General features: G+C 73.3%; 10 protein-coding genes and 2 tRNA genes. 4 read left to right on the top strand and 8 right to left on the bottom strand.

The annotated features are described in order from the left end of the window. Positions 1-11 precede the first annotated feature (11 nt). Positions 12-84, bottom strand: a tRNA-Glu gene (locus tag ACUP6Y_RS03830). A 166-nt stretch (positions 85-250) separates the two neighbouring features. On the opposite strand from ACUP6Y_RS03830, the gene ACUP6Y_RS03825 reads away from it, so the two are divergent. From ACUP6Y_RS03825 to ACUP6Y_RS03815, 3 genes are all read left to right on the top strand, one after another. Continuing rightward, positions 251-327 (top strand) — tRNA-Phe (locus ACUP6Y_RS03825). A gap of 74 nt (positions 328-401) precedes the next feature. Further along, the gene (locus ACUP6Y_RS03820) at positions 402-1478 is read left to right on the top strand and encodes an NADH:flavin oxidoreductase (protein WP_462554299.1); all 1077 of its coding nucleotides are present in this window, start codon (positions 402-404) and stop codon (positions 1476-1478) included. A gap of 33 nt (positions 1479-1511) precedes the next feature. Further along, entirely contained in the window at positions 1512-2825 is a 1314-nt protein-coding gene (locus ACUP6Y_RS03815; RefSeq protein WP_462554298.1) for a hypothetical protein, read from the top strand. Positions 2826-2945: 120 nt separating this feature from the next. Here the strand turns inward: ACUP6Y_RS03815 and ACUP6Y_RS03810 are convergent, their stop codons facing one another. The 6 genes from ACUP6Y_RS03810 to ACUP6Y_RS03785 all read right to left on the bottom strand — a co-directional run bounded on the left by ACUP6Y_RS03810 (position 2946) and on the right by ACUP6Y_RS03785 (position 9122). Continuing rightward, positions 2946-3131 (bottom strand): DUF3073 domain-containing protein, encoded by a 186-nt coding sequence (locus ACUP6Y_RS03810; protein ID WP_141797229.1) that lies wholly within the window; start codon positions 3129-3131, stop codon positions 2946-2948. Positions 3132-3286: 155 nt separating this feature from the next. Beyond that, complete coding sequence (gene purM / locus ACUP6Y_RS03805) at positions 3287-4348, bottom strand: phosphoribosylformylglycinamidine cyclo-ligase (RefSeq protein WP_462554297.1); 1062 nt, start codon at positions 4346-4348, stop codon at positions 3287-3289. Between the two features lie 64 nt (positions 4349-4412). After that, positions 4413-5882, bottom strand: a complete 1470-nt coding sequence (gene purF, locus ACUP6Y_RS03800; RefSeq protein WP_462554296.1) for an amidophosphoribosyltransferase — start codon at positions 5880-5882, stop codon at positions 4413-4415. A 25-nt stretch (positions 5883-5907) separates the two neighbouring features. Then, positions 5908-7302, bottom strand: a complete 1395-nt coding sequence (locus ACUP6Y_RS03795; RefSeq protein ID WP_462554295.1) for an FAD/NAD(P)-binding protein — start codon at positions 7300-7302, stop codon at positions 5908-5910. Between the two features lie 49 nt (positions 7303-7351). Next, entirely contained in the window at positions 7352-8704 is a 1353-nt protein-coding gene (locus ACUP6Y_RS03790) for a M20/M25/M40 family metallo-hydrolase (protein ID WP_462554292.1), read from the bottom strand. Between the two features lie 58 nt (positions 8705-8762). Further along, positions 8763-9122 (bottom strand): sterol carrier family protein, encoded by a 360-nt coding sequence (locus tag ACUP6Y_RS03785; protein WP_462554291.1) that lies wholly within the window; start codon positions 9120-9122, stop codon positions 8763-8765. Between the two features lie 20 nt (positions 9123-9142). Here ACUP6Y_RS03785 and ACUP6Y_RS03780 point away from each other — a divergent pair, with 20 nt between their 5' ends. Further along, entirely contained in the window at positions 9143-10207 is a 1065-nt protein-coding gene (locus tag ACUP6Y_RS03780; RefSeq protein ID WP_462554290.1) for a hypothetical protein, read from the top strand. A 13-nt stretch (positions 10208-10220) separates the two neighbouring features. Here the strand turns inward: ACUP6Y_RS03780 and purL are convergent, their stop codons facing one another. After that, complete coding sequence (gene purL, locus ACUP6Y_RS03775; RefSeq protein ID WP_462554289.1) at positions 10221-12494, bottom strand: phosphoribosylformylglycinamidine synthase subunit PurL; 2274 nt, start codon at positions 12492-12494, stop codon at positions 10221-10223. Positions 12495-12564: the final 70 nt, after the last annotated feature.

The following is a 12564-nucleotide window of genomic DNA, read 5'->3' as shown; positions in this document are numbered from 1 at the left end:
CGACGACTGTGTACCCCCAACCGGATTCGAACCGGCGTACCCGCCGTGAAAGGGCGGTGTCCTAGGCCGCTAGACGATGGGGGCCCACCGTGGAGGAGCAGACCTCCGCAGCGCGGGCCAGCATAGTGCCCGCCACCTCCCGGCCGCTCATCCGGAACGCCGGGCACCTCGGGCGGACGGAGGCACCCGTCCGGAAGTCGCCGCCGCTTTCGTCCCTCGGCCCACCCTCCGGTAAGGTGGGCGACTGCTTGGGCAGGTAGCTCAGTTGGTACGAGCGATCGCCTGAAAAGTGATAGGTCGGCGGTTCGACCCCGCCCCTGCCCACCAGCAGCGAGACCCCCGCCGGGTGACCGGCGGGGGTCTCCTCGTTCCCGGCCGCGGTGCCTTGGCAGGATGGACCGGTGACCTCCACGCTCGCCGACTCCGTCGCCCTCGCCCACGGCCCCGCCTGGGCCAACCGCTTCGCGCTCGCGCCGCTGACCAACGTGCAGAGCAACGACGACGGCACGCTGAGCGACGACGAGCACGACTGGCTGGTGGCCCGCGGGCGCGGCGGGTTCGGACTGACCATGACCTGCGCGACGTACGTCGCCCCGGAGGGGCGGGCGTGGGGCGGCCAGCTCGGCATCGCCGGCGACGAGCACCTGCCAGGACTGCGGCGCCTGGCCGACAGCCTGCGCGCGACCGGCACCCGGTCGGCCGTCCAGCTCCACCACGGCGGACGGCGCGCTGATGCCGCGCTCGACGGCGTCCCCAAGGTGGCCCCGTGGGCGGACCCGGCCAAGGACGCCGTGGCGCTGACCACGGACGGCGTACGCCGGATCGTGGCGGACTTCGTGGCGGCCGCGGCCCGCGCGCAGGAGGCCGGCTTCGACGGCGTCGAGGTGCATGGCGCCCACGGGTACCTGCTCGCGCAGTTCCTCGACGCACGCTCCAACCACCGCGAGGACGAGTACGGCGGCTCCCTCGAGAACCGGATGCGGCCGCTGCGGGAGGTGGTCGAGGGCATCCGGTCCGCGACCGGGCCCGACTTCCAGCTCGGCCTGCGACTCTCGCCGGAGGGCTACGGAATCACGCTGCCCGAGGGGCGCGAGACCGCCCGGGCGCTGCTGGCCACCGGCCTGCTCGACTACCTCGACATGTCGCTGTGGGACGTGCGGATGCGCCCTCGCGGCGAGGGCCACGACGGCCTGCTGATCGAGCACTTCACCGACCTGCCGCGCCACGGCGCTCTGCTCGGCGTGGCGGGCGGCGTCCTGACGACCGCCGACGCGCAGTGGTGCCTCGACCAGGGCGCCGACGTCGTCACCGTCGGCACCGGCGCGATCCTGCACCACGACTTCGCGACCCGCGCGCTGGCCGACAGCGGCTTCCACACCCGGCCCCGCCCGGTCCCGCGCGCGGACCTGGCCGCCGAGCACGTCGGCCCGGCCTTCCTCGACTACCTCGCCGCGGGCTGGGACGACCTGGTGGCCTGAGGCACATCCGAGCCCGCCGGTTGGCCTTCGCCCGTGCTGCCGTCCTTCGAGATCGCCGCCCGCCACCGCCCGATCACCCTGGTGGCGACCGAGGCCGTCCCGTTGCGCGGGCCCTTCGGCGCGGTCGAGGCGACGCTGCCCGGCGACGGGCCGGTGGAGCTCGCCCTGACGGGTGCGGACGGGACCCGGCTGGCGGTGCGTCTCGAGGACGGGCGGGCGGCGCTGCGGGTACGGATCGGCGGGACCGAGCAGGCGTTGCGCAGCCGTCGCCACGGGCGGGTGAGCGCACCGCCCACGCGACTGGGGCTGACCCTGACCGGCAGCCACCTCGCGGTGCTGACCTTCGAGAGCGGGGCATGGGCGGTCCGCGGCCGGGTCGACCTGCGTGAGCTCGGCGGCCCCGACACCCGCGACCCCGCGTGGCTGGCCGGGCTCCGGCCCGACGCGTCCGGGGCGGTCGGGGACGTGCGCGCGGGGAGCTTCGGGCAGCTCGGGCTGCGTGACGTCCGGCTGGTGTCGTACGCCGACGGGTCGCCGTACCGGGTCGGGGGCGAGGTGCTGCTGACCGCCACCAGCGCCGGCCCCGGCTTCTTCGACACCGCCCACACCTCGGTCTGGTCGCTGTCCGCGGCCGGGGAGATCGCCTGGCGCAGCGACCTGTTCTTCGAGCGGCCCGAGCGCCCCGGCGTGTACGGCGACCACGCCACCCATCTGGTCCGCGACCGCGACCGGTGGCTGGTCGCGACCAGCACCTGGTCGGACTTCCCGGCGCGCAAGGCGGACCGGGCGCCGGGGGCGCTCGGCGTCACCCTGGCCGAGTCGGCCGCGGACCTCACCCGAGGGCAGCACGTGCTGGGCACCCGGCGCCTGGAGCTGCCGACCGACGGGCCCACCGTCGGCGTCTGGGACCCGCACCTGGTGCGCACCCCGGACGGCTGGCTGGTCGGCTACGTGAGCGCGCGGAGGTTCTTCGACTTCCACCCGCTGCTCGCCGCCGGGCCGTCGCTCGACCACCTCGCCCTGCGGGGCGCGGCGACCGACCGGCGGGCGACCGAGGGCACCACCTTGCTCCGCGTCGGCGAGGAGTGGAGAGTGCTCGCCAGCGACGGCAGGGACAACCCGCGGTCGGTCCGGGGTCGCTATCCGGTGTTCGACACGACGATGACCGAGATCGGCACCCTGAGCGCGCCGTACCCCACCAACATCCCGTGGCCGACCGTCATACCGCCCGACCCGGACGTGCCGGGCGACGAGTGGCGGCTGGTGACGTTCGACGGGCGCCGGTCAGGTGGCCGGCTCGCCGGCTACGGCACCCACGGAGACGTGGTGGTGATGCGGCAGCGCTGACCGCGCACTGACGCGCAGCCGGAGCCGTGGGCGAGTACGAGTGGCGGCCCGGGGACGTGGTGACACGTCTCGAACCACCTTCGCCCCCGGGGCTCGGGCTACTCGACGAGCGAGGTCAGCTCAGTCGCGACGGTCGGCGTAGTCCGACCACTTGTCGAGCACCTCGGGCTCCACCTCGTCGGCGCTGGACGACGCGGGCTCTCCATGGAGCTCCGCCGCCAGAGCCGAGAGGTCAGTCTCGTGAGTGCGGTACTTCAGGTCGCGAGCGACCTTGGTCTGCTTGGCTTTCGCACGGCCGCGGCCCATAGGGTCCAGCCCCCTCGCACACTTGGCCGGTAGCCCTCCGGGCCCCGGACTGCTGAATACGTAGTCTCGTGGGTCCAACGGTACATGGCCGGTGGCTGTTCCCGCACGCTGGGGACGCACCTCAGCGCGCCTTCTCGGTGCGAGTGAGGCGCAGGTCACCAACCGGGGTGCTGGCCGACCAGCTCGACGGTGCCCTTCTGCTCCGGGTCGGGGGCGACCTCGCCGGCCACCCAGCCGTCGATGCCGAAGTCCCCCAGGCGGGCCAGGGCCGCGTCGACGGCGTCGGGGGCGACGAGGGCGACCATGCCGACCCCGCAGTTGAGGGTGGCCTCGAGATCGGGCTGGGCGACCTCGCCGAGCTTGCGCACGACGTCGAAGACGGGGCCGGGGGTCCAGGTGGCGCGGTCGAGGGTCGCCTTCAGCTCGGGGGGCATCACCCGGGCGAGGTTGTTGGCGAGGCCGCCGCCGGTGATGTGGGCCATCGCGTGGGTCTCGGTCTCCCGGGCGATCGCGAGGCACGGCTTGGTGTAGATCCGGGTCGGCTCGAGGAGCTCCTCCCCGAGGGTGCGGCCGAACTCCTCGACGTGACGGTCGACGGTCCAGCCGGCCTGGGCGAAGAACACGTGGCGAGCCAGGGAGTAGCCGTTGGAGTGCAGGCCGCTGGCGGCCATCGCGATCACGACGTCGCCTTCGCGGACCAGGGAGGCGCCGAGCAGGGCGTCGGCCTCGACGACCCCGGTGGTGGCGCCCGCGACGTCGTACTCGTCGGGGGCGAGGAGACCGGGGTGCTCGGCGGTCTCGCCGCCGACCAGCGCGCAGCCCGCCTCGACGCACGCCTCCGCGATGCCCTTGACGATCGCGGCGATCCGCTCCGGCACGACCTTGCCGGTGGCGATGTAGTCGGTCATGAACAGCGGCTCGGCGCCGCAGACGACCAGGTCGTCGACGACCATGCCGACCAGGTCGAAGCCGATGGTGTCGTGCTTGTCGACCAGCTGCGCGACGGCGACCTTGGTGCCGACGCCGTCGGTCGAGGTCGCGAGCAGCGGCCGCTTGTACGACGTCAGCGCGCTCGCGTCGAAGAGGCCGGCGAAGCCGCCGAGGCCGCCGAGCATCTCGGGACGGCGGGCCTTCTCGACCCACTCCTTCATCAGGTCGACGGCGCGGTCCGCGGCCTCGATGTCGACGCCGGCACGGGCATACGCGTTGTCAGCCACGGTGCTCCTTCGGTTGCTGGGGTCTCGTGACGGTCGCTGCGCGACCTCCTCGACCTCCGATGTACTACGGGTTGTTGAAGACGGGCAGGGCCTCGCCGTGCGTGCTCGGCGTGAGCGTGGCCTCGAGGAGGTGCTTGCCGAGCAGGCTCTCGTCGGGCAGCTCGATCGGGTACTCGCCGGTGAAGCAGGCGGTGCACAGCGTCTGGACCGGCTGGCCGGTGGCCTGGACCATGCCCTCCAGGGAGATGTAGCCGAGGCTGTCGGCGCCGACGCTGGCGGCGATCTCGTCGACGTCGAGGCCGTTGGCGATCAGCTCGGCGCGGGTGGCGAAGTCGATGCCGTAGAAGCACGGCCACTTCACGGGCGGGCTGGAGATCCGCACATGCACCTCGAGCGCACCGGCCTCGCGCAGCATCCGGACCTGGGCGCGCTGGGTGTTGCCGCGCACGATCGAGTCGTCGACCACGACGATCCGCTTGCCGCGGATCATGTGCTCGAGCGCGTTGAGCTTGAGCCGGATGCCGAGCTGGCGCAGGGTCTGGCTCGGCTGGATGAAGGTACGGCCGACGTAGGCGTTCTTGACGAAGCCCTGGCCGAACGGGATGCCGCTCTCCAGCGCGTAGCCGGAGGCGGCCGGCGTACCGGACTCGGGGACGGGGATGACCAGGTCTGCCTCGACGGGGAACTCGCGGGCCAGCTGGCGGCCCATCTCGACCCGCGCCTCGTGGACGCTGCGGTGAGCGATGGTGGCGTCGGGGCGGGCCAGGTAGACGTACTCGAACACGCAGCCCTTGCGGCGCGGCTCGGCGAACCGGTGGGAGCGCAGGCCGTCCTCGTCGATGACGATCAGCTCGCCCGGCTCGACCTCCCGCACGACGCTGGCGCCGGTCGTGGCGAGCGCGGCGTCCTCGCTGGCGACGACCCAGCCCCGCTCGAGCCGGCCCAGCACGAGGGGACGGATGCCCTCGGGGTCGCGGGCGGCGTACAGCGTGTTCTCGTTCATGAAGACGAACGAGAAGGCACCGTTGACCTGCGGCAGCAGCTCGAGCGCGCGCGCCTCCAGCGACTGGTCGGGGTGATGCGCGAGGAGCGCGGTGACCAGGCTGGTGTCGTTGGTGGACGACTCGAGGTTGCGGGCGTGGATGTCGAGCTCGCCGTCGTCGCTCGGCAGCGCCTGCACCATCTCCGCGAGCTGCGCGGTGTTGATCAGGTTGCCGTTGTGGCCGAGCGCGATCGAGCCGTCCGCGGTCGGCCGGAAGGTCGGCTGGGCGTTCTGCCAGGTGCTCGCGCCGGTGGTCGAGTAGCGGCAGTGGCCGACGGCGAGATGGCCCGCGAACGACTCCAGCGTGTTCTCGTCGAAGACCTGGGAGACCAGGCCCATGTCCTTGTAGACGAGGATCTGGCGACCGTTGCTGACCGAGATGCCCGCGGACTCCTGGCCGCGGTGCTGCAGCGAGTAGAGGCCGAAGTACGTCAGCTTCGCGACGTCCTCACCCGGGGCCCATACACCGAAGACTCCGCACACGTTGCGCAAGCCTACCGGCCGGGCGCTCGATCCTTCAGTTCGCGACGACCGGGCGAGACGCGGCCTGGAGCACGGCGGCGGCGACCTGCGCGGCCTGACCCCGGATCTCGGGGATCGCGGTCGACTCCCACAGCGTGCCCTTGCGCGGCGGACCGACCACGAACAGCCCGTCGACGACCCGCCCGCCGGCGCCCAGCACGGCGCCGTCGACGGTGGTGTCGATGCCGAGGGCGAGGGGGTCGGGGGCGACCGTGCCCCGCGCGACGAGGGCCCTGAGCAGCGGGTCGGCGCTGCGGCGTACGTCGGCGAGGGGGCCGGTGCAGTTGACGACCGCGTCCACCTCGACCGGCGCCTGGCCGGGGGTGGTGGTGACCCGACAGCGCTCGCCGAGGTCCTCGACGGCGTACAGGCTCCCGGCCTGCACGGCCAGGCGGTCGTCGTACCGGTAGGACTGGAGGCGCAGCGCGACCTCGGGCGCCATCCGGTGCCGGCGAACCTCCCAGTCGCGGGCATGGACGTCGAGGAAGCGGCGGCGCTCGGCGACCGGGAGCCGGCGCCACAGCTCCTGGGTGAGCGGGCGGAGGCCGTCGACGACGGCGCGCCAGCCGACGCCTCGCTCGGCCGCGGCCCGGCACTCGTCGGCGACCGCCGCCGCGATGTCGTCGGCGGTGACGGCGTCGTCGGGGACCTTGGTGACCCAGGCGGTGTGCGCCTGGCCGACGTGGGGCTTGGGCAGCAGGCCGTTGCGGCTGACGAGCGTGACGTGGCGGGCCGGGCCGTCCTCGAGCAGGGTGATCGTGGTGTCGATGCCGGTCAGGCCGGTGCCGACGACGACCACCCGGGCGTCGCCCGGGAGGGTGCGCAGCCGGGCCAGCTCCCACGGGTTCGCGACGTGCCACGGCGCGTCGGGGAGCACCGCCCCGTCCGCGGTGGCGAGCGGACGGGGCGGCTGGTTCCCGTGGCAGAGCACGACGGCGTCGGCGTTCGAGGTGGAGCGCTCGGTGACGATCTCGAAGCCGGCCTGGGTGGGCACGATGTCGAGGACCCGGCCGGCCCGGATCCGGAGCCGGTCGTCGGCGACGTCCGCGAGCCGGTCCTGGAGGTAGATGGCGTAGTCGGCGCGCGGGAGGAAGCCCTGGGGGTCGCTGCTCCTACCGGTGCGCAGCGCCCAGTCGAGCAGGTCGGACGGCGCGTCGGGGAAGGCGCTCATGTGACGGGCGCGGACGTTGAGCAGGTGGCGCTGGTCGTTGGTGCCGTAGGCCACACCCCGCCCGACGACCCCGCTGGCCTCGTGGACGACGACCTCGAGGCCCGGGTCGTCCGAGCGGACGAGCAGGTTGATCGCGGTCAGCACCCCACTCGCGCCGCCGCCGATCACCGCCACCCGGGTGCGTGTGCGGGGGGCTGCCGGGGTGCGCGTGACCGTCATGACAGTTAGTCTAGCGGATCACTCGACTTTCATGCTCGTCGGGGGAAGGTCAACGGCCGAGGTTGCGCAGGAGCAGCGCCTCGGCGAGCAGGACCCTCTCGAACTCGGCCAGGTGCAGCCCCTCGTTGGGGCCGTGGGCGCGGGTGTCGGGATCCTCGACACCGGTCACCAGCACGGCCGCCTGCGGGAAGGTCTCCAGGAACTCGGCGATGAACGGGATCGAGCCGCCGACGCCCATGTCGACGGGGGCGGTGCCGTCCCAGGCCTCGGTGAACGCGGCCCGCGCGGCGTCGTACGCCGGACCGGTGACGTCGAGCGCGATCGGCTCGCCGGTGTCGACGACCTCGATCGCGAGCTGCGCGCCCCACGGGACGTGCGCCTCGAGGTGCGCCTTCAGGCACGCGAGCGCGTTCTCGGAGGTCTCGCCGGGGGCGGTGCGCAGCGCGAGGCGGGCGCGGGCCGACGGGATGAGGGTGTTGGAGGAGCCGTCGACCTTGGGCGCGTCGAGGCCGATGACCGACAGCGCGGGCTGGGTCCACAGCCTCTCGACGGCCGGGCCGGAGCCGACCCACTGGACGCCCTCGGCGACACCGGACTCGGCACGCAGCCGCTCCTCGGGGTACTCGATGTCGGCGGCCGGACCGGAGTGCAGGCCGGCGACGGCGACCTGGCCGGCGTCGTCGTGCAGCGTGGCGATCAGCCGGGACAGGGCGATGAGGGCGTCGGGGACCAGGCCGCCCCACATGCCCTGGTGGACGGCGTGGTCGAGCGTGCGGACCTCGACGTTGACGCGGACCAGGCCGCGCAGACTGGTGGTGAGGGCGGGTACGCCGATGTCCCAGTTGCCGGAGTCGGCGATCACGATGACGTCGGAGCGCAGCTCCTCGACGTACTTCTGCAGCAGCTGCGGGAGGGTCGCGCTGGCGACCTCCTCCTCCCCCTCGATGAACAGCCGGACCGTGACGGGCAGGTCGTCGCCGAGCAGCCGGAGCGCCGCGACGTGGGTGAGGATGCCGGCCTTGTCGTCGGCGGCACCGCGTCCGTAGAGCCGGCCGTCGCGCTCGGTGGGCTCCCACGGCGGGCTGTCCCACTCGGCGTGGTCGTTCTCGGGCTGTACGTCGTGGTGGGCGTAGAGCAGCACCGTGGGCGCACCCTCGGGCCCCGACTTCTCGCCGATCACGGCCGGCGGAGCGCCCTCGAAGGCCCGCACGATCTGGACGTCGACGCCCTCGGCGGCGAACAGGTCAGCCGTCGCCCGTGCGCTCACCTCGACCTGGTCGAGGCGGGCGGGGTCGGCGCTGACGGACTGGATGCGGACGAGCGCCTCGAGGTCCGATCGGACACCCGGGAGGATCTCGGCGAGGCGCGTACGCAGGTCGGTGGTGGGGACGGGTCCGGTCATGCGTCTCAAGATATGGGGCTGGATCGAGGCATGGCACCTTCTCGGGCCCTCGGGGCGATCACCCGAGCGGCAGGTACGCCGTCAGCTCGGTCCGCTCACCACTCGCCTGCACCCGGGCCTCCGCGACGGCATCGGTCCACGTGAGCCGGCCGGTCGCGAGCGCGATCCAGGTGGCGGCGTCGGTCTCGACGACCGCGGGCGGGGTGCCGCGGGTGTGGCGCACGCCCGCGATCACCTGCACGGCCGCGTACGGCGGCACCCGGACCTCGACCGAGCGCCCCGGCGCGAGGCTCTCGAGCAGCGCGAGGAAGTGCTTGGTCAACAGCCGCAGGTCGGCACGCTCGGCGGCGCCGGCGTCGACGCGGGCGAGCGCGGCCGCCACCGCCTCCGGGGCAGCGGGACGCAGACGAGAGGGCACGGGGTGGCACGCTACTCCCCATGCGCCCCCGCTCCCGCCCGCGCCGCAGCACGGCCACGCTCGCTCCTGCCCTCGGCCTGCTCCTGCTCGCCCCCGCCCTCGCCGCCTGCGGGGGCGAGAGCGGCATCAGGGTCGGCACCGTGGTGCCGGCGGCGAACGACGCCCAGTTCACCGGCCAGGGCGTCGAGTCCATGGTGGCGCTGCCGATCGGGCGGCTCGAGATCACCGCCGGCACGCCGATCACGCACATCCCCGCCGAGGACACCCGCCAGGTCGAGAAGGTCGAGGCTCCCGAGGGCAGCACGTTCGTGCCGATCAGCTGGCAGTACGACGCCGCCACCTTCGGCGCGCTCAGCGGCTACCTCGACACCGACGCGAGCCCCGTGGTCGACCTGGTGGCCGACGGGGCGTCGTACCGGATCCCGGCGCCGGCGACCTCGGGCGAGGGCTCGGAGTCGTTCTACGTGCTGGTCTCCGGCACGGCCGGCGAGCTGCGGCTCGACGTCGACTTCGACGGCGTGACCCAGCACGTCGACCTGTCCAGCGGCGAGGTCGAGAAGGGCCGCGCCGCGCCGCTCTACGAGATCACGAGACCGCCCGCCAAGGAGCTCCCGTGCTCCGGCGAGGTGACCTTCAGCAGGGACCTGGTCGGTGCGGCCGAGTACAGCTGTGCGACCACGCGGCCCTTCGAGCTGCCGTACGCCGGCGACTCCTGGGCCGAGGACGGCCAGAGCTGGCTGGTCGTGACCGTGCGCACCAGGCTCGGGCACTGGAACGAGGTCGCATCCGATCTCCAGTCCGGGGTCGTCTACTACGCGGACCGCGCCGACAGCAGCGTCAGGCTCGGGAAGGCCGAGGCCGACCAGGTCATCGTGGACTCCGCGAAGTCCAGCTGCCCCGACGTCACCGACAGCGGCTCCTGCACCAGCACCTACCACGCCCTGTTCCGGGTCGACGCCAAGACGTCCAGGGCCCTGAGGATCGAGCAGGACTACCGGCTGCGCCAGGCCTCGGTCTGGGGCGGCGGCCAGGGTCCGCAGGACCTCGACCTCGGCGTCACCGCGAAGACGACGCTGAGGAGGTAGCCCGCACCGCCCCTCAGCCCAGCGCGTTGGGCAGGGTGCCGGTCCACGCCTCGTGCAGCTCGGCGAGCGGCACCTCGAAGGCGCCCTCGACCGCGAGCACGTCGCCGCCGGTCGAGCCGAGCTCGGTCATCGCGACCCCGTGGCGGGCGCACAGCCCGCGCAGCTCGTCGAGATCGCCGGCCGCGACGGTGACGACGGCGCGAGCCGCGGACTCCGACCAGAGGCCGACGAAGGGGTCCCCCTCGAGGCGGACCCGGACGCCGATGCCGCTGACCATGGCCGACTCGGCGAGGGCCTGGGCGAGGCCGCCGTCGGAGAGGTCGTGGGCGCTGGTGGCCACGCCGACCAGGTCCTTGAGCAGCCGGGCGAGGGAGCGCTCGGCGGCGAGGTCGACCTGCGGCGGGAGACCGCCGAGGTGGTCGTGGACGACCTTCGCCCACTCCGAGCCGGACAGCTCCTCTCGGGTGGTGCCGAGGAGCACGACCCGCTCGTCGGCAGCCGGGAACGACGACGGGGTACGACGCCGCACGTCGTCGATCACGCCGAGCACCGCGACCACGGGCGTCGGCAGGATCGCGGTCTCGCCGGTCTGGTTGTAGAGGCTCACGTTGCCGCCGGTCACCGGGATGCCGAGCTCGGCGCAGGCGTCCTTGAGGCCACGGCAGGCTTCGGCGAACTGCCACATCACGGCCGGGTCCTCGGGCGAGCCGAAGTTGAGGCAGTCGCTGACCGCCAACGGGACGGCGCCGCCGGTGGCGACGTTGCGGTAGGCCTCGGCCAGCGCGAGCTGGGCACCGGCGTACGGGTCCAGCTTGGCGAAGCGGCCGTTGCAGTCGGTGGCGACGGAGACGCCGAGGTGGGTCTCCTCGTCGACGCGGACCATGCCGGAGTCGGCCGGCTGCGCGAGGACGGTGTTGCCCTGGACGTAGCGGTCGTACTGGTCGGTGATCCACGACTTGTCGCACAGGTTGGGGCTGGCGACCAGCCGCAGCAGGGTGGCGCGCAGCTCCTCGCCGGTGCTCGGGCGCGAGAGCCTCTCGGCGCCATCGGCCTGCAGCGCGTCCTGCCAGTCGGGGCGGGCGAAGGGGCGGTGGTAGGTCGGTCCGTCGTGCGCCACCGACCGCGGCGGTACGTCGACCACGGTCTCGCCGTGCCAGGTGATCTCGAGCCGGCCGGTGTCGGTGACCTCGCCGATGTCGACGGCCTCAACGTCCCACTTGGCGCAGATCGCGAGGAAGGCCGCGACCTCGGCGGGCTCGACGACCGCCATCATCCGCTCCTGGCTCTCGCTCATGAGGATCTCCTCGGGCGAGAGCGTGGAGTCGCGCAGCGGGACGCGGTCGAGCTCGCAGCGCATGCCGCCGTCACCGGCCGAGGCCAGCTCCGAGGTGGCACAGGACAGGCCGGCGCCGCCGAGGTCCTGGATGCCGGCGACGACGCCCGCCGCGAACAGCTCGAGGGTGCACTCGATGAGCAGCTTCTCCATGAACGGGTCGCCCACCTGGACGCTGGGCCGCTTGGCCGGACCGTCGGCATCGAAGGTCTCGGAGGCCAGCACCGAGACGCCGCCGATGCCGTCGCCGCCGGTGCGGGCGCCGTACAGGATGACGCGGTTGCCGGTGCCGGACGCCTTGGCGAGGTGCAGGTCCTCGTGACGCAGCACGCCGACGCACAGCGCGTTGACGAGCGGGTTGCCGAGGTAGGTCTCGTCGAAGACCGCCTCGCCGCCGATGTTCGGCAGGCCGAGGCAGTTGCCGTAGCCGCCGACGCCCGCGACGATCCCGGGCAGCACCCGGTGGGTGTCGTCGGCGTGGAGCGGGCCGAAGCGCAGCGGGTCCATGACCGCGATCGGACGGGCCCCCATCGCGATGATGTCGCGGACGATGCCGCCGACGCCGGTCGCGGCACCCTGGTAGGGCTCGACGTACGACGGGTGGTTGTGGCTCTCGACCTTGAAGCTGACGGCGTAGCCCTGGCCGATGTCGATGACGCCGGCGTTCTCGCCGATGCCGGCCAGCATCGGGCCGATCGGGGTCTCCTGGGCCAGCTCGCCGAACTGCTTGAGATGCACCTTGGAGGACTTGTAGGAGCAGTGCTCGCTCCACATCACCGAGTACATCGCCAGCTCCGCGCCGGTGGGCCGGCGACCGAGGATCTCGCGGATCCGGTCGTACTCGTCGGCCTTCAGGCCGAGCTCGGCCCAGGGCTGCTCGCGGTCGGGGTCACCGGCCGCCACGGCCACGGTGTCGAGACTGGAACGGGCAGGTGCGGAAGCGGTGTCGGCCACGGCCCCAAGGCTATCCGGGACCGGCCCGATCACGCTGATCGGCTCAGCCCCCGTGGGACGGCAGCGGCCT

Source organism: Nocardioides sp. S5-5 (assembly GCF_054954065.1).
The sequence above is the reverse complement of the archived record's forward strand: the minus strand, read 5'-3'. Positions and strand labels throughout refer to the sequence as shown.

Excerpts from the sequence above, each read along its gene's own strand:
- ACUP6Y_RS03810 (WP_141797229.1), bottom strand. The coding sequence starts at position 3,131 with ATGGGCCGCGGCCGTGCGAAAGCCAAGCAGACCAAGGTCGCTCGCGAC.
- ACUP6Y_RS03795 (WP_462554295.1), bottom strand. The coding sequence starts at position 7,302 with ATGACGGTCACGCGCACCCCGGCAGCCCCCCGCACACGCACCCGGGTG.
- ACUP6Y_RS03790 (WP_462554292.1), bottom strand. The coding sequence starts at position 8,704 with ATGACCGGACCCGTCCCCACCACCGACCTGCGTACGCGCCTCGCCGAG.
- ACUP6Y_RS03780 (WP_462554290.1), top strand. The coding sequence starts at position 9,143 with ATGCGCCCCCGCTCCCGCCCGCGCCGCAGCACGGCCACGCTCGCTCCT.